Genomic DNA, 16,048 nt, shown 5'->3' on the forward strand with positions numbered 1-16,048 from the left:
GGAAAAGTGTGAAGCGGTCTTCCGCCCGACTCTCGCGAGGAAAAAATGATGTTTAAGAAAATACTGATTGCCAATCGCGGAGAAATTGCCTGCCGGGTCATCCGCACGGCACGTAAGCTTGGCATTGCAACGGTTGCAATTTATTCAGACGCGGATAAGGACGCGCTGCATGTCGAAATGGCTGATGAGGCCGTGTATGTGGGCCCGGCACCGTCTGCGCAAAGCTATCTGAATATCGACACCATCATTAAAGCTGCACTGGCTACGGGTGCAGAGGCCATTCATCCTGGCTATGGTTTCCTGTCCGAAAATGCTGGCTTCGTCGATGCTGTTGAGGCAGCAGGCCTCATCTTCATCGGTCCATCAGCTAAAGCCATCCGCGCCATGGGGCTGAAGGATGCCGCCAAGACGCTGATGGAAAAAGCGGGCGTGCCTGTCGTGCCCGGCTATCATGGTGATAATCAGGACAGCGCTTTTCTTAAAAGTCAGGCCGACGCAATCGGCTATCCTGTGCTGATCAAGGCGCGGGCTGGCGGCGGCGGCAAAGGCATGCGCCGTGTCGATGATCCCGGTGATTTTTCTGCAGCTTTGGATAGCGCACGGCGTGAGGCTGCGGCCTCGTTTGGTGATGATGCGGTATTGATCGAAAAATACATGACCAAGCCGCGCCATATCGAAGTGCAGGTTTTCGGCGATAATTTTGGGAGTGCTGTGCATCTGTTTGAGCGTGATTGCTCGCTGCAACGCCGCCATCAGAAGGTAATCGAGGAAGCGCCTGCACCGGGCATGACACCGGAAATGAGGGCTGCCATGGGTGATGCTGCGGTCAAGGCCGCGTTAGCGATTGGCTATTCTGGTGCTGGCACGGTGGAATTCATCGCCGATGTGTCGGAAGGACTTCGCGCCGACCGCTTCTTCTTCATGGAAATGAACACGCGTCTGCAAGTCGAGCATCCGGTGACAGAAGCAATCACCGGGCTTGATCTGGTCGAGTGGCAATTGCGGGTGGCATCGGGTGAAGGCTTACCCAAACGGCAGGAAGAGCTCTCCATAGAAGGCTGGGCCTTCGAGGCCAGGCTTTATGCGGAAGATCCGGCGCGAGATTTCCTGCCAGCAACAGGCAAGCTGGCGCTGTTTGCGCCGCCGGAAGATGCCCGCGTCGATGCTGGTGTGCGTACCGGCGACACCATCACGCCGTTTTACGATCCGATGATTGCAAAAATCATCACCCATGGAAAAACGCGTGACGAAGCGCTGAACCGAATTGACGCGGCGCTGGGCAAGACCCGCATTGCCGGACTTGTCACCAACCGCCAGTTTCTGTCCGATCTTTGCAAACTTGAGGCGTTCCGTAAGGGCGACGTCGATACTGGCTTGATTGCACGTGAGACGGCCGTGCTGTTCACAGATGAGGAGCCCTCGGAGGTTGCTGTCGCGCTTGCTGCCCTTGGCGCGCTTGATTTGCTGGATGTTCCGCAAAAAAGCGATCCCCATTCTGACCCGTGGGCAGGCCTGCGGGGGTTCCGTTTATGGGGTGATGCGTCGCGCTCGGTCTTGCTCGATCATAAGGGCGAGCGTCAGACGGCCCGCTTTACCATCAAAAACAGCAAGCATTTCGGCTTTGCTTTTGGCGATCTTGAAATACGCTCTCACCAAAATGGTCTGGTTCGGTTTGCCATTGATGGCCGCATTGCAGAGGCGTCCGTTCTGCGCATCACTCACGATGTGACCGTGCAGTTTAATGGCCGCGACACCATATTTCATCAGGTGCAGTCGGTCGGTGCAGAGGATGAAGCGCCGGGTGAAAGTCGCATTCTTTCACCGATGCCGGGACTTGTACGGTTGGTTTCCGTTGTGGAAGGCGCAAGCGTCGCCAAAGGCGATCCGCTGGTCACGATGGAAGCAATGAAGATGGAGCTTTCGCTGACTGCGCCGCGTGATGGCAAGGTCGCGTCTGTGAGCGTTGCCGCAGGCGATCAGGTCAATGAAGGTGCGCTACTGGTTGAACTGGAGGATGAACATGGCTGAACACGTGGAAATCGTCGAAATGGCTGCGCGTGACGGCCTGCAAAACGAGAAACGCTTTGTGCCGACGCGTGACAAGATCATGCTGATCGACCAATTGTCCGCTTGCGGCTTTTCCCGCATCGAAGCGACGAGTTTTGTCAGTCCCAAATGGGTACCGCAACTGGCCGATGCTTCAGAAGTGATGGCCGGTATCCGCCGCGCTGACAGCGTTCGTTATTCGGCGCTGGTCCCGAATATGAAGGGTTATGAAGCGGCATTGGCTGCTGGTGTCGATGAAATTGCTGTCTTTGTTTCGGCCTCTGAAGGCTTCTCCAAGGCCAATATCAATTGCACGATTGCGGAAAGCATCGAGCGGCTTGCGCCGGTTATCGGTGCCGCCATTAATGACGGGTTGGCCATTCGCGGCTATGTGAGCTGCGTGGTGGAATGTCCCTATGACGGCCCGACGGCACCGCAGGCAGTGGCCGAAGTCACGGAGCAGCTCTTCTCACTTGGTTGTCATGAAGTGAGCCTTGGCGACACGATCGGACGCGGCACACCGGAAATGGTAGGCCCCATGCTGGACGCGGTTCTGGATGTGGCGCCAGCACATAGTCTTGCCGGTCACTATCATGACACGGGCGGGCGGGCGCTCGACAATATCCGCGTCAGTCTGGAAAAAGGGCTTCGCGTTTTCGATGCATCGGTCGGCGGTCTCGGCGGTTGTCCTTTCGCACCGGGTGCCAAGGGCAATGTCGATACGCTATTGGTCGCTGAAATGCTGCATCATCTTGGTTTTGAAACCGGCCTTGATGTCGACAAGCTACGGTCAGCAGCTTTGTTCGCGCAGGCGCTTCGGCAGGATAGGGCTGCATGATGGACTTTGAGACCATCCAGATTGCTGTCGATGAGCGCGGTGTCGCGACACTCACGCTGAACCGTCCTGAGCAGCACAATGCACTTTCCGGTCTGATGATTGATGAGCTTCTAAGTGCCACGCTTCGACTGGCAAATGATGATGCTGTGCGCATTGTGGTGCTTACTGGTCAGGGTGCGAGTTTTTGCGCAGGTGGTGATCTGAGCTGGATGCAGGCACAGGTGGAGGCGACGCGTGCGGACCGCATAGAGGCGGCGCGCAAACTGGCACTGATGCTGAAAGCTTTGCGCGATTTGCCAAAGCCACTGATCGGGCGTGTTAACGGGCAGGCTTATGGCGGCGGTGTCGGGCTTATCAGCGTCTGCGATGCGGCGATTGGTGTGACCGGTGCACGCTTCGGGCTGACGGAAACCAAGCTTGGGCTTATCCCCGCAACAATCAGCCCCTATGTGGTGGCACGCATCGGACAGGCGCACGCGCTGCGCAACTTTACCTCGGCGCGGCTGTTTGATGCAGAAACAGCAAGGCATATGGGCCTTTTGCATGAAGTGGTTGAACCCGAGCGTCTCGATGCGGCGATTGAGGTCGAGATCAAACCATATTTTTCGACCGCTCCGGCGGCGGTCGCAGCCGCAAAGCGACTGGTCCATGCGCTGGACGCGCCGATTGACGAAGCGGTCATTGAAATGACGCTCACCCGCCTTGCCAATACATGGGAAACGCCAGAGGCCGCAGAGGGGATCGCGGCCTTTTTTGCAAAGCAATCACCATCATGGAAAAGAGGAGGATAAGCATTTATTGGGAGGCCGATTTTCGTTGTAGTTGCGGGCACTTGGCCCCTTGCAATCGGAAGCCGGAAATGCATTCTTATTACATCATGAAAGCTCGCTCCCATTCTGGAGCATGATTCCGAAAGAGCGGACGCAATTTCGGATAATATTATGGCTCTGGCACCTTAAAAGGTGAAGGTGCGGCGTGCTTTTGGATTGACCCTTTGAGATCGTACGATGAAAAAAAGGGAGGGCCCGGCAATTCGGCAGCGCAAGCGCGCTGAGATTTGGCCGGCATGGGTTGTCTGAGGTCATCGGAAAAAAACGAGACCTCACCAAAGGAGAAAAAGAATGAATCTGAAACTGCTTTCCAGCGTGGCTTTCGCCGCTACACTCGGCTTCGCCGGTGCCGCTTATGCAGATATCACGATTGGCGTTGTTGCGCCGCTTACCGGTCCGGTTGCTGCCTATGGCGATCAGGTCAAGAAGGGCGCGGAAACCGCCGTTGAAGTCATCAATGCAAAGGGCGGCATCAAGGGCGAGAAAATCGTTCTGAAGTTTGCTGACGATGCCGGTGAACCAAAGCAGGGCGTTTCGGCTGCCAACCAGATTGTTGGCGATGGCATCAAGTTCGTTGTTGGCCCGGTCACAACCGGCGTTGCAATTCCTGTTTCCGACGTCTTTTCGGAAAATGGCGTTCTGATGGTTACACCAACTGCAACTGGTCCTGATCTGACAGCACGTGGTCTGGAAAATGTGTTCCGCACTTGCGGTCGTGATGACCAGCAGGCTGACGTGATGGCCGAATACTTCCTGAAGAACTTCAAGGACAAGAAAGTCGCAATCGTCCACGATAAGGGCGCTTACGGCAAGGGTCTTGCTGATTCCTTCAAGTCTGCGATCAACAAGGGTGGTATCACCGAAGTCCATTATGACTCGGTCACTCCAGGCGACAAGGACTTCAGCGCACTCGTCACCAAGCTGAAAGCTGCCGGCACAGAAATCGTGTATTTCGGCGGCTATCATGGTGAAGGCGGTCTTCTGTCCCGTCAGCTGCACGATGCGGGCCTGAAGGCGCTCATCCTTGGTGGTGAAGGCTTGTCCAACACTGAATATTGGGCAATCGGCGGCACGAATGCCGAAGGCACACTTTTCACCAATGCTGTTGATGCGACAAAGAACCCGGCTTCCAAGGAAGCTGTTGATGCGCTGACAGCCAAGAACATTCCGGTCGAAGCATTCACTATGAATGCTTATGCTGCGGTTCAGGTTCTTGCGAGCGGTCTCGAACGCGCCGGTACAACGGACGATTCTGCAGCAGTTGCGAAGACCCTTCGTGACGGCCAGCCAATCGAAACCGTTATCGGCAAGCTGACCTACGGTGAAACAGGCGATTTGTCTTCGCCAAGCTTCGATGTTTTCAAGTGGTCGGACGGCAAGATCGTCGGTCTCGACTAGAGCGCCGTGCGCCCTCTTGGGCGCACAAAGGTCGCTCTAACAGATTAAATTTGCTGCATAATTTTACCTTAAACTGATTCAAGTTTAAGGAATTATGCAGTAATCTCTGTTTGAAACAACAGAAAACGCCGGGGTTTATCCCCGGCGTTTTTGTTTATGAATGGACTCCGCGCCAACTACAGGTGCAATTATTCAGGAGCCCGGAAAGCCAAGTTCGGCTTCGATAGCCTCAAAGGTTTGTTCCATTGCAAATGTCGGGCTTAATGGGATGCCGAAATGGCCATAGGCGATCGACATTTGGCCTTCTGCCTTGCGCTCGCTGCCTTTGGCTACGCCAGCAATATAGAGCGCTGCGGCAAGACCCGTTCGGTCCGATCCAGCTTTGCAATGAATAAGGATCGGCTTTTCAGCTTTCTGCATCAACGCGATGAGTTCGCGGGTTCGTTCTGCCGTCAGCTGCCGGCTGGACGACATCGTGTAGTCTGTGTGCTGAATGCCGAGGGTATTGGAGGCTGCGACCTCTTCATCATACCATTTCGATCCGGGTTCGGCGCCACGCAGATTGATGATTGTCTTGATACCATAAAGCTCTTGCAGTTGAGCGATGCGCGAAGGATCGGGCTGGTTTGAACGATAAGCTTGCCCCGCAATGATGGTATGGACGTTACCTTTGTATTGAATGGTAACAAGATATCCGCCCAGAAAGCTCGCGCCGATAATCATCACGAGGCCGGGTATTTGCACCCGGTTCAAAGACCATTTCGCATGTTTTTTAAAGAAGCTCATGATTTAATCTACAAGCAGATGGTTAAATGAACGGTGTAGTTGTTTTTTGCTTGGAATACGTCATTTATATAGTAAGATTGCGGCGTAATATTGATATTCAAAGAATACATTATTTATCCTTGGAATAGGGGATTTTTATATTTGATATCATTAAATCGATGGGGCAATGAACCAGCAGGCCGGGGGGCGGATTTTGTTCAATATGGTCATCAAAGGTAAGCTTCGGTTAACCATACTGGGTTAGTCTGTCCGTATCAAAATGGGGCAGTTAGCGGAGCAGGTTTTATGCAGCGCTATAGATTTGACGACAAAAGAGTTCTGATCGAGGCTATTGTTGAGCTTCTTAACAGAGGCGTGGAGCCAGACGAGCTTGATCTTGTATTGAGCCGGATTGGTCCGGTTGATCTGGATTTGATGCGGCAGTGTCTGATCGAGGTTTGGGAATACAACCAACAGGAACCGACGCACGAGCCAATGGCAGCTTAATCGGAAGCCATTTTATCGAAGTGCATCGAAAAGACTCTGAAGCGCCTGAATGGCGGACTTAGTCGACTGGATTAATTTCTGATCTCGCTGTGATGCGAAATATGCATGTGATGCAGCAATTGAAGTGCTGGTCTCATGCAATCGGATCGAGCGCGCTTTAAGGCTGAACAGCTTGGTGATGGCACACTTTCAACATGTGTGCACTCAGACCGCAACTGCTGTTGGGCAATCGGGCGAATTGTTTGGGAATGTCACAATCTTGAAACGGAGGGGTGCTAAATCTCTTCACGTATCGGGAATTCATTCGGTAATGTGACCACGGATGTACTGGCGCACACCAGAATGGAAGCGGAAGGTCGGGTTAAGCCCGGCCTTTTTCGTTTTTTGGAAGCGGCCAAATCTGCTTTGACAGAATTAGAGCTGCTTCGCGATTTTTTTATGTTTTCCCATACGAAATAACAGAACACAAAGAGTGAGGCGCTATTCCTTCTATTACTTCAGGAGAGAAACCCACCCGCGCGTCTGTCGATTTTGATTTGGTGCATATCTTTCTGAAATCGTTTCACAGTTTCCGCGATGCGTCCTAATGTGGGCGATATTTCATAAGGAAGTAACGAATGATACGCCACATCGTTCTTATTCGGTTCAGGTCCGATATCGAGTCCTCGGAGATTGAGGCTGCGCTCGATCAGGTTGTAGCGCTGCGAGAGAAGATTGAGGGCATTGTTGCAATTACGGTAGGGGGCAATGTCAGTCCTGAAGCCCTGGATAAGGGGTTCCAGCACGGGTTTGTCGTGGATTTTGCCGATAAAGCCGCTCGGGATGCCTATCTTCCTCATCCCGATCACGTGGTTGTCGGTACCAGGCTTGTCGAACTCGCTGACAATGGTATCGAGGGCATTCTGGTATTCGACTATAGCGTTTAGAGCGATCACAGTTAAAACTGGGGCGCTCTAACTCTTTGTTTTTTAAAATTACTCTAAGAAAGCTAGTTCCCGCTTTTTCTGGAAGTACTCTGGGGTCGTTGAGAACCCGTTCAGGCTTTTCGGGAGAGTTTCTAAAGCAGAAGTCCTCCAACGCCAATTCTTCCAAGATCATTTGCAGTGAGGGCGATATCTGCCATCAGACGATCCAGGACCCAGTCAAGGCTGTTCTCACGGGCGCTGCGTGCTGATCCTGGGGCTACTACGATGTATTTATTGTGGCACTTTGCCAGAACAAGGAGGTTGCCGGGATCAACCGGCATGCCGAGGCGTAGAATCTCTCCGCCAGACGCCACGATAGAGCTGGGAACAATATCGGCTTCATCCGCGATTGATGAAGCGCTGAAGATCAGGATCACATCGCAGACTTGCACAAGTTCATGGATTGCCTGCACCAATGCGTCCTGTTCATGAGCAACACGGCGCTCTGCCATAACTGAGCCGTGGTTACGCTCAACGCGCCGGGTAATCAGCTCAGTCGTTTTGTCGAGGACTGTATCACGTATGGTGGGCAGCTGAGATTGAATGATCCCAATCCTGGTGGGCTTGAATGGCTTGATGTCGAGAGCGTTCCGAGCGCCTTGCAAACTGTGCAGGCTCTCAATCAGCATGGCAGGAATGGCAAAAGGAATGATTTTAACCGTAGCCACCATCTGCCCGCCTTTGACACGGCAATCATTACGCAATGTTGCAACCGATATGCGTGAATCGAGCAAATTGATTTTGTCGATGGCTGTGGCATCTGCGTTGAAAAGGCCGTCATGACGGGCGAAGAGGTTGATACGGCCCGTAACAGGTTTGCCTGGCTCTATATTCTCTGAAATCAGCAGCTTTCCGACTGCGAGCGCGGCTTCATCTTCGCCGATGTCATATGTCTCAAGGCGTGCCGCAAAAACGTGTGTGATGCCTTGTTGCCCCAATATCGCAATATGATCGCGCGTGAGCAGGGTGCCTTTCCGAAAGCTGTGAGCGCCTGCCATAATTGCATAAGCAAGCATTGCTCCCTCAGTTTCTTCAATCGGCCAGTTACCAAAAATCATAAGCGTTCCGTTAGATCGTATTCCTGTAAGTCTAACCTATAGCATCAAAACGCGATCTGGAATCGTTCAGAGTCAATTTGAAGCGAAATGCATGGAGTTATTTGTAGTCCTGTGTTATAGGCAATGTTGAAGCTGTTACATGTTGTTCTTATTAATCTTCAAAATTTTGAATAACTTCTATTAGTATTATTTAATCTTTATGAATTCTATAGACGTGATTTTCGAGTAAGTTTTGATCACTTTCAGTTTAACATTGAATATCGTCTTGAAAATCGATGGATGAACTTGTAGGGAGCCGCCGATGGAATTGGTTTTATCCAATTTGATTCCGGGTGAGGCGGTTATGACTCACAATGCTTATGCAGCCGCGACATTTCGATCCAATACATTTTTGGTCTGGTGCGTGACAAACGGGATTATTCGTTATAACGGTACGTTTGAAATTTTCAGAACTTACCGAAATCTAGGAAATGACGAATGCACCAGAGCAAGAGCTCTGCGCGCAGGATGGAAAGACAAATGAAACACGGCACCCCCCGGACGATCGTTTCGTTCGCCGTCTTGGCCCTCACGGCGTTTCTCGCCGGCTGCGAGAACCAGGTCCTGCTCTCTCCGAAGGGAGAGATCGGTATGGCAGAACGCGATCTCATGCTTTTTGCGACTGGATTGATGCTTCTCGTCGTGCTGCCGGTCATCTTTATGACCCTTTACTTCGCCTGGAAGTATCGCGCCACCAACGACAAGGCAGAATACAAGCCAGATTGGCATCACTCGACGAAGATTGAAGCTGCAGTCTGGCTTATTCCATGCGCTATCATTGTGGTTCTTGGTACAGTGACATGGATCGCCACGCACAAGCTTGATCCTTATCGTCCGCTGGAATCCAATGTGAAGCCGATCAATGTCGAAGTTGTTGCGCTCGACTGGAAGTGGCTGTTCATCTACCCGGATCAGGGTGTTGCATCGGTCAATGAAATGGCAATGCCAGTCGGTGTGCCGGTCAATTTCAAGCTGACCTCCAGCAATATCATGAACTCCTTCTTCATTCCGCAGCTCGGTAGTCAGGTCTATTCCATGCCAAGCATGCAGACCAAGCTGCACCTGATTGCCGATCATGAAGGTGTGTTTGACGGCATTTCCGCCAATTATAGCGGTCAGGGCTTTGCTCAGATGCGTTTCAAGGCTCATTCTGTTGATCAGGCAGGCTTTGACAAATGGATCGCCGATGCCAGGGCCTCGGGTCAGGAACTGTCGCGTGAGCGTTATGCTTCGCTGGTTCAGCCGAGCGAGAAGTCTCCGGTTCAGCACTTTGCCTATAATGACAAGGCGCTGTTTCATAACATCGTGAACCGTTGCTGGGACGGCAAGTCTGTCTGCCTCGATGATCAGATGCATCAGGCCCAGATGGCTCAGGCAGCTCGCGCAAATCTGCGCAAGTCATCGCCTGTCGATTTCAGCCTGTGGGCAAATGACATCATTTGCGCCATCCAGCCGCAGCGTCTTTCGCAGCTTGAAAACTGATTTGCCGATGCAGCTTAGCCCCGATGTTTTATCCGGGGCTAAACTGCTGATCGCACTCCAATCGAAGTAAGAATAGAAATGTTCGGAAAACTTACGCTCGAAGCGATCCCCTATCACGAGCCTATCATCATGGTCACGCTGACCGCGATAGCTGGTGGGGCGCTCGCTATTCTCGCAGCCATTACCTACTATAAAAAGTGGGGCGTTCTGTGGAACGACTGGCTGACCTCTGTCGATCATAAGCGCATCGGCATCATGTACATCATTCTGGCCTTCGTGATGCTGTTCCGCGGCTTCTCGGACGCTGTCATGATGCGCGCCCAGCAGGCCATGGCCTCGGGTGCCAATGAAGGCTTCCTTCCGCCGCACCATTATGATCAGATATTCACCGCTCACGGCGTGATCATGATCTTCTTCGTGGCAATGCCTTTCATCGTTGGTCTGATGAACTTTGCCGTACCGCTTCAGATCGGTGCGCGCGACGTGGCATTCCCGTACCTCAACTCGCTGAGCTTCTGGCTTACGGTTGCTGGCGCGATCCTGATCAATCTTTCGCTCGGTATCGGTGAATTCGCCAAAACCGGCTGGCTGGCTTACCCGCCGCTTTCCGGCAAGGAGTTCAGTCCGGATGTCGGGGTGGATTACTATATCTGGGCCTTGCAGATTTCCGGTATGGGTACGTTGCTTTCAGGCGTGAACCTCATCACCACCATCATCAAGATGCGTGCGCCCGGCATGGGCATGATGCAGGTCCCGGTTTTCACCTGGACCGCACTCTGCTCGAACGTTTTGATCGTGGCTGCGTTCCCGATCCTGACTGTGACGCTCGCTCTGCTGTCGCTTGACCGCTATCTGGATTTCCACTTCTTCACCAATGATGGTGGCGGCAATCCGATGATGTACATCAACCTCATCTGGATCTGGGGTCATCCGGAAGTCTATATTCTGGTTCTGCCTTGCTTCGGCGTCTTCTCCGAAATCATTGCAACCTTCTCCGGCAAGCGTCTGTTTGGCTATGCGTCGATGGTTTATGCGACCGTTGCCATTACCATTCTGTCGTTCCTCGTCTGGGTGCACCACTTCTTCACCATGGGTGGCGGTGCGAGCGTAAACGCCTTCTTCGGTGTTGCGACCATGATCATTTCGATCCCCACGGGTGCAAAAGTCTTCAACTGGCTGTTCACCATGTATAAGGGGCGTGTCCGCATGGAAACGCCGGTCATGTGGACCATCGGTTTCATGTGCACCTTCGTTGTTGGTGGTATGACAGGCGTTCTGCTTGCTGTTCCACCTGCAGATTTCGTGCTGCACAACTCCGTGTTCCTGATCGCCCACTTCCATAACGTGATCATCTCGGGCGTGCTGTTCGGCTGCTTTGCCGGTCTCATCTACTGGTGGCCAAAGGCTTTTGGCTTCAAGCTGCATGAAGGTCTCGGCAAGAAGGCGTTCTGGTGCTGGCTCGTTGGTTTCATCATGGCGTTCATGCCGCTCTACGTGCTCGGCCTGATGGGCATGACCCGTCGTCTGAACCACACCGAAAACCCGGCATGGCACATCTACCTTATCATTGCCGCTATCGGCGTTGCGATCATCCTGCTTGGTATCGTCTTCCAGGTTCTCCAGATCATGATCTCTATTCGTGATCGCGAAAAACTGCGCGTCGTCGATGGCGATTCTTGGGGGTCAGGCCGTACGCTGGAATGGTCGATTTCATCGCCTCCGCCATTCTACAACTTCGCTGAAGTTCCGCATGTGCGTGACCACGACAGCTGGTGGGATATGAAGCAGAACGGTTATGTTCGCCGTACCGAAAAGTTCGCTCGCATCCACATGCCAAAGAACACCGGAACGGGCTTCATCATCGGTATCCTGTGCATTCCATTCGGCTTTGCGATGGTGTGGCATATCTGGTGGCTGGCAATTGCAACATTTATTGCGGTCTTCGCAGTTGCTATCGCCCACTCCTTCAACAATGACAGAGACTTCTATGTCTCGGCCGATGAAGTACAGCGCGTCGAAGACGCACATACTCGGCAACTGAATGCTCAGGAGGCCTGATCCATGAGCGCGACTATTACGACGACCGGCCCTTTCAAGGGCGGAAACGAGCATCCCGCTCACGAAGATCATCATGATGCAGGGTCGACCACACTGGTCGGCTTCTGGATCTACCTGATGAGTGACTGCGTTCTCTTCTCGGGATTGTTTGCAACCTATGCCGTTCTGGCACATCAGTTCGCGGGCGGTCCAACCGGCCGTGAACTCTTCGACCTGCAGTTTGTGTTGACCGAAACTATGCTGCTGCTGGCGTCGTCCCTGACCTATGGTCTGGCGACGCTGTCGATGTACAGGAATAACCGTGCAGGCGTTCTGTTCTGGTTGGGCGTTACCTTCCTGCTCGGCGCAGCGTTCCTGATCATGGAAATCTATGAATTCCATCATCTGATCGTTGAAGGTGCAGGTCCGGGCCGTTCAGCATTCCTTTCAGCGTTCTTTGCGCTGGTTGGAACGCATGGTCTCCACATTACTTCGGGTCTGGTATGGATTCTGGTGCTGTCAGCCCAGCTTCTGCGTGATGGCCTGACTGAAAAGAACCGGACGCGCGTGATGTGCTTGAGCCTCTTCTGGCACTTCCTGGACATCATCTGGATTGGCGTCTTTACCCTTGTCTATCTGCTGGGTGTATTGTGATGAGCTCTGGACACGAAACACACGATCAAGCCGCACATGGCAGCCTGAAGTCATACCTGATTGGTCTGGCGCTGGCGATCATTCTCACCATCGTTCCGTTTATGCTGGCGATGAACGGTTACTTTACGCCAGCAACGACTGCCGCAATCGTCATCGGTATGGCTGCTGTTCAGATCGTGGTGCATCTGGTTTACTTTTTGCACCTTGATCCGAAGTCGGAAAATGGCTGGAACATTCTTGCGCTGATCTTCACGGTCATCATTCTGGCCATCGTGCTTGCTGGCTCCATCTGGGTCATGCATCACCTCGATACCAACATGATGCCGATGTATATGACGCCGGAAGATGCACGTAATCTGCCTTAAGTGAATTTCAAAAGGCCGGCTTCTGCTGGCCTTTTGATAGCAAATACCAGGCCTGACGGCCCGGTTCCGCGGCTTTTTTCCTCCCTCTCCCCCTTAAAAGCCGCGTGGCGCCCCGGTTCCCTCCGGGGCGCTTTCATTTTGTGACCTATCGCTCTTCCTGCTTCATCGCTCCAATTGCGCCAGATCCTCCAGCAATCCGGGACCAAGCGGGTTCCAGCCGACCCGCTCGCGCGTCAGTGTGTTTGATGCCGACATATCTTTGCTGACAAATGCTGTAAGCCAGCCAAAGTGTTCTGCCGCTTCCTGTCCATCAAGTGACGCCACCGGTAAGCTGAGCGCTGCGCCGACTGCCTCGGCAATTGCACGGAACGCAATCCCTTGCTCGGCTGTCGCATGATAACGTGCGCCCGGTTCCGCCCGTTCCACCGCCAGCCGGTAAAGGTGCGCAGTGTCATCTATATGGGCCGCCGACCACTGATTAGCGCCATCACCAATATAGGCCGAAACACCGGACTTGACCGCAAGTGGGATGAGTTCGCTCACAAGGCCTTGCTTGCGTGTGTCATGGATTTGCGAAAGCCGCATGACCGAGACATTGATGCCGCGCTGCAACTGCTCATAGCCCGCCAGTTCAGATGCAACACGCGGGTTGGGGTGATCGGGATTGAAGTGATCTTCGACAGCGGGCTCACCGGGAATTGCCGCTCCCATTGCCGTGCCTGAGGTTATGACAAGTGGGCGTTCAGTCCCTTTAAGTGCAGAGCCAAGGGCCTCAATCACGCGGCGATCCTTAGCGCAGTTGGCCTGAAAACCAGCGAAGTTATGGTCGAATGCAGTGTGTATGACAGCATCGCATTGCGCAGCACCGCGACGCAGACTTTCGAGGTCTTCGATATCACCCCGATGTGCTTCTGCTCCAGCCGCAATGAGCTTTTCAGCGCCAGCATCGGAGCGGGTGAGGCCGAGCACTTTGTGGCCCTCCCAGATGAGTTCAGGCACGATATGCGATCCGATGAAGCCAGTCGCGCCGGTCAGAAAAATTCGCATGAAGAGTGTCTCCTTGTTGTTCTGGCGACAATCTGCGATGCTTATTCATCCTATTAAAGTAGTGATATTATCCTATTATAATGACTAACAGGCTAATCATGTCAGTAAAGACGAGTTCCCTGCTTGGCGCATATCTGAAAGACCGCCGCGCACGGCTTGATCCCATCGCTTTGGGTTTTGCCGGTGGTCGCCGCCGCACGCCCGGATTGCGGCGTGAGGAAGTGGCGCAGCGCTCAAACATCAGCCCAACATGGTATACGTGGCTGGAGCAGGGGCGGGGTGGCGCACCCTCGGCGGATGTCCTTAACCGGATAGCAGCCGGGCTGATGATGACTGAACCGGAACGCGAACATTTGTTCATGCTTGCCTTCGGTCATCCTCCCGAAGTGCGTTACAAACGGCCGACAGAAATTACCCCTCGGCTACAACGCCTGATCGATGCAATGGAGACCAGTCCAGCGATCATCAAGACAGCCACATGGGATGTTGTGGCGTGGAACCGAGCCGCCGCAATTGTGCTGACGGATTACAGCATTCTCCCGCCCGAAGATCGTAACATTCTCAAACGGATATTCAGCAATTCGGGCGTCAGGGCGGCGCAGGATGGCTGGGGCGAGATGGCGCGCTTCGTGGTGGGTGCATTTCGTGCCGATGCTACGCGTGCCGGAGCTGCATCGCAGGTTTACGAACTGGTCGAGGAACTGTGCCAGCAAAGTGCGGAATTTGCGGCTCTGTGGCGCGATAATGATATCGGCGTTTACAGCGAAGGAACCAAACGACTTTTGCATCCGAAGCTCGGTCGCATTGAGCTTGAATATTCGGGATTTGCGGTCGACGGGCGACCCGACCTTGGCATGATTGTCTATAATCCTGTGTTGCCTGAGGATGCCGAAAGAATACGGCGAATGGTCTTAGAAAGCACTCAAAGCGCAGTCTCAAAAACCTGAAGCGCCATGCAGTCGATGGTTGGATTTATTAAAGTAAATAAATGTACAATTTTAATCAATTTTCTGTAATTTAGATGTGAACTTTGTAATTACTTAAGTATAGATTATGCTAATATAAGTCATACATTTACCATTATTGAAGTCGTTATTTGAATTGCACCCTATGTTGTTATATCGTGCATTGTGTTTGATAATTGATGCGTCTCTATTTGCTCTGTATTTTGGAGAATTTGTGATGTCTTTATTTAAGAATGTGCTTAATAAAAACCGTATCGCTGGCATGGCAATTGTGGCCGCTGCGCTATTCACTCCGGCAATTGCTTCCGCGGCTACGGCCTATATATCTGCTTCAGTCAATGTACGCTCAGGACCGGGTGCAAATTACGGACGGCTTGCAACACTTCCTGCAGGCGTGGCCGTCAATGCCGGGTCCTGCCGCAGCGGCTGGTGCCAGATCTATAACGGCAACAGCGTTGGTTTCGTCTCGGCACGTTATGTCCGGTTTGGCTCGTATAATGGCGCTTACGCTGCCCCATCCAACACAACCGTTATTGTCAGCAATGATGGTTACGATAATGGTTGGGCACCCGGCTTCGGACTTGGCCTCGGTTTAGGCTGGGCCACAAGTGGCGGCTGGGGACCTGGCTGGGGTGGTCCGGGTTGGCGCGGTGGTCCGAACTACGTCAACGGCTGTATCGGTCGTAACTGCCAGTCCAATCGCGGCGGTGGGCGTAATGGCTGGAACCCGCGTTGGGGTCATGGCCCGCAATGGGGACATGGTCCGCAGTGGGGCGGCAGAGGATGGCCGAACGGGCGCGGTCGTGGAAACTGGGGCCCCGGTCCTGTGATAGGGCCACGCTTTACTTCTGGGCCGGGACACTTCGGCGAAGGTAATCGCCCATTATTCGGCAATCGTGGTTTTGGCGGTGGCTTTGGTGGCGGCGGCTTCGGTGGCGGAGGCATGCATTTTGGAAACATGCGGCCGATGCATGCCGGACGTTAGGAATATTACTTAGATCACTCGATATCAGGTCGTTATCCTCCCCTCCTGATGACCTGATTCGCGGCTC

The 16,048-nt window shown here is 53.2% G+C and carries 15 protein-coding genes; 12 read left to right on the plus strand and 3 right to left on the minus strand.

The genetic code is table 11. From position 1 onward, the window contains the following. The first annotated feature begins 48 nt into the window (after positions 1–48). The 4 genes from CEV32_RS18885 (at position 49) to CEV32_RS18905 (ending at position 5,112) form a co-directional block, all read left to right on the plus strand. The gene (locus CEV32_RS18885) at positions 49–2,028 is read left to right on the plus strand and encodes an acetyl/propionyl/methylcrotonyl-CoA carboxylase subunit alpha (RefSeq protein WP_094578653.1); all 1,980 of its coding nucleotides are present in this window, start codon (positions 49–51) and stop codon (positions 2,026–2,028) included. Next, entirely contained in the window at positions 2,021–2,884 is an 864-nt protein-coding gene (locus CEV32_RS18890) for a hydroxymethylglutaryl-CoA lyase (protein WP_094578654.1), read from the plus strand. The genes CEV32_RS18885 and CEV32_RS18890 overlap by 8 nt, the downstream gene beginning before the upstream one ends. Beyond that, a complete protein-coding gene (locus tag CEV32_RS18895; protein ID WP_094578655.1) occupies positions 2,881–3,675 on the plus strand; it encodes a crotonase/enoyl-CoA hydratase family protein in 795 nt (264 codons plus the stop codon). The genes CEV32_RS18890 and CEV32_RS18895 overlap by 4 nt, the downstream gene beginning before the upstream one ends. Positions 3,676–4,005: 330 nt before the next feature. Then, the gene (locus CEV32_RS18905; protein ID WP_094578656.1) at positions 4,006–5,112 is read left to right on the plus strand and encodes an ABC transporter substrate-binding protein; all 1,107 of its coding nucleotides are present in this window, start codon (positions 4,006–4,008) and stop codon (positions 5,110–5,112) included. A 192-nt stretch (positions 5,113–5,304) separates the two neighbouring features. Here CEV32_RS18905 and CEV32_RS18910 read toward each other — a convergent pair whose 3' ends face one another. Next, positions 5,305–5,898, minus strand: a complete 594-nt coding sequence (locus tag CEV32_RS18910; RefSeq protein WP_094578657.1) for a tyrosine-protein phosphatase — start codon at positions 5,896–5,898, stop codon at positions 5,305–5,307. A 285-nt stretch (positions 5,899–6,183) separates the two neighbouring features. On the opposite strand from CEV32_RS18910, the gene CEV32_RS18915 reads away from it, so the two are divergent. Next, positions 6,184–6,384 carry a hypothetical protein gene (locus tag CEV32_RS18915; RefSeq protein ID WP_094578658.1) on the plus strand — a complete coding sequence of 67 codons (201 nt, stop codon included), beginning with the start codon at positions 6,184–6,186 and terminating at the stop codon, positions 6,382–6,384. Between the two features lie 617 nt (positions 6,385–7,001). Then, complete coding sequence (locus CEV32_RS18920; protein WP_094578659.1) at positions 7,002–7,310, plus strand: Dabb family protein; 309 nt, start codon at positions 7,002–7,004, stop codon at positions 7,308–7,310. 131 nt (positions 7,311–7,441) lie between these two features. Here CEV32_RS18920 and CEV32_RS18925 read toward each other — a convergent pair whose 3' ends face one another. Next, entirely contained in the window at positions 7,442–8,407 is a 966-nt protein-coding gene (locus CEV32_RS18925) for a molybdopterin-binding protein (RefSeq protein ID WP_094578660.1), read from the minus strand. A gap of 519 nt (positions 8,408–8,926) precedes the next feature. On the opposite strand from CEV32_RS18925, the gene cyoA reads away from it, so the two are divergent. The 4 genes from cyoA to cyoD all read left to right on the plus strand — a co-directional run bounded on the left by cyoA (position 8,927) and on the right by cyoD (position 12,984). Then, complete coding sequence (gene cyoA / locus CEV32_RS18930; protein WP_094578661.1) at positions 8,927–9,928, plus strand: ubiquinol oxidase subunit II; 1,002 nt, start codon at positions 8,927–8,929, stop codon at positions 9,926–9,928. A 78-nt stretch (positions 9,929–10,006) separates the two neighbouring features. Then, positions 10,007–11,986 (plus strand): cytochrome o ubiquinol oxidase subunit I, encoded by a 1,980-nt coding sequence (gene cyoB / locus CEV32_RS18935; RefSeq protein WP_094578662.1) that lies wholly within the window; start codon positions 10,007–10,009, stop codon positions 11,984–11,986. A 3-nt stretch (positions 11,987–11,989) separates the two neighbouring features. Beyond that, positions 11,990–12,619, plus strand: coding sequence for a cytochrome o ubiquinol oxidase subunit III (gene cyoC, locus CEV32_RS18940; protein WP_094578663.1), 630 nt, complete (start codon positions 11,990–11,992; stop codon positions 12,617–12,619). Next, positions 12,619–12,984: a cytochrome o ubiquinol oxidase subunit IV gene (cyoD, locus tag CEV32_RS18945; protein ID WP_094578664.1), complete on the plus strand. Its 366-nt coding sequence runs from the start codon at positions 12,619–12,621 to the stop codon at positions 12,982–12,984. Before cyoC ends, cyoD begins: the two co-directional genes overlap by 1 nt. 162 nt (positions 12,985–13,146) lie before the next feature. Here cyoD and CEV32_RS18950 read toward each other — a convergent pair whose 3' ends face one another. After that, complete coding sequence (locus tag CEV32_RS18950) at positions 13,147–14,031, minus strand: SDR family oxidoreductase (RefSeq protein WP_094578665.1); 885 nt, start codon at positions 14,029–14,031, stop codon at positions 13,147–13,149. 98 nt (positions 14,032–14,129) lie between these two features. On the opposite strand from CEV32_RS18950, the gene CEV32_RS18955 reads away from it, so the two are divergent. Both CEV32_RS18955 and CEV32_RS18960 read left to right on the plus strand, forming a co-directional pair. Then, complete coding sequence (locus CEV32_RS18955; RefSeq protein ID WP_094578666.1) at positions 14,130–14,978, plus strand: helix-turn-helix transcriptional regulator; 849 nt, start codon at positions 14,130–14,132, stop codon at positions 14,976–14,978. Between the two features lie 235 nt (positions 14,979–15,213). Further along, the gene (locus CEV32_RS18960; protein WP_094578667.1) at positions 15,214–15,981 is read left to right on the plus strand and encodes an SH3 domain-containing protein; all 768 of its coding nucleotides are present in this window, start codon (positions 15,214–15,216) and stop codon (positions 15,979–15,981) included. Positions 15,982–16,048: the final 67 nt, after the last annotated feature.

It is taken from the genome of Brucella rhizosphaerae (assembly GCF_002252475.1).
In the GTDB taxonomy this organism is placed as follows: Bacteria; Pseudomonadota; Alphaproteobacteria; order Rhizobiales; family Rhizobiaceae; genus Brucella; species Brucella rhizosphaerae.

What these genes read in the sequence shown, in the direction of transcription:
- CEV32_RS18885 (WP_094578653.1), top strand. Translation starts at nt 49, where the DNA reads ATGTTTAAGAAAATACTGATTGCCAATCGCGGAGAAATTGCCTGCCGG.
- CEV32_RS18890 (WP_094578654.1), top strand. Translation starts at nt 2,021, where the DNA reads ATGGCTGAACACGTGGAAATCGTCGAAATGGCTGCGCGTGACGGCCTG.
- CEV32_RS18895 (WP_094578655.1), top strand. Translation starts at nt 2,881, where the DNA reads ATGATGGACTTTGAGACCATCCAGATTGCTGTCGATGAGCGCGGTGTC.
- CEV32_RS18905 (WP_094578656.1), top strand. Translation starts at nt 4,006, where the DNA reads ATGAATCTGAAACTGCTTTCCAGCGTGGCTTTCGCCGCTACACTCGGC.
- CEV32_RS18910 (WP_094578657.1), bottom strand. Translation starts at nt 5,898, where the DNA reads ATGAGCTTCTTTAAAAAACATGCGAAATGGTCTTTGAACCGGGTGCAA.
- CEV32_RS18915 (WP_094578658.1), top strand. Translation starts at nt 6,184, where the DNA reads ATGCAGCGCTATAGATTTGACGACAAAAGAGTTCTGATCGAGGCTATT.
- CEV32_RS18920 (WP_094578659.1), top strand. Translation starts at nt 7,002, where the DNA reads ATGATACGCCACATCGTTCTTATTCGGTTCAGGTCCGATATCGAGTCC.
- CEV32_RS18925 (WP_094578660.1), bottom strand. Translation starts at nt 8,407, where the DNA reads ATGATTTTTGGTAACTGGCCGATTGAAGAAACTGAGGGAGCAATGCTT.
- cyoA (WP_094578661.1), top strand. Translation starts at nt 8,927, where the DNA reads ATGAAACACGGCACCCCCCGGACGATCGTTTCGTTCGCCGTCTTGGCC.
- cyoB (WP_094578662.1), top strand. Translation starts at nt 10,007, where the DNA reads ATGTTCGGAAAACTTACGCTCGAAGCGATCCCCTATCACGAGCCTATC.
- cyoC (WP_094578663.1), top strand. Translation starts at nt 11,990, where the DNA reads ATGAGCGCGACTATTACGACGACCGGCCCTTTCAAGGGCGGAAACGAG.
- cyoD (WP_094578664.1), top strand. Translation starts at nt 12,619, where the DNA reads ATGAGCTCTGGACACGAAACACACGATCAAGCCGCACATGGCAGCCTG.
- CEV32_RS18950 (WP_094578665.1), bottom strand. Translation starts at nt 14,031, where the DNA reads ATGCGAATTTTTCTGACCGGCGCGACTGGCTTCATCGGATCGCATATC.
- CEV32_RS18955 (WP_094578666.1), top strand. Translation starts at nt 14,130, where the DNA reads ATGTCAGTAAAGACGAGTTCCCTGCTTGGCGCATATCTGAAAGACCGC.
- CEV32_RS18960 (WP_094578667.1), top strand. Translation starts at nt 15,214, where the DNA reads ATGTCTTTATTTAAGAATGTGCTTAATAAAAACCGTATCGCTGGCATG.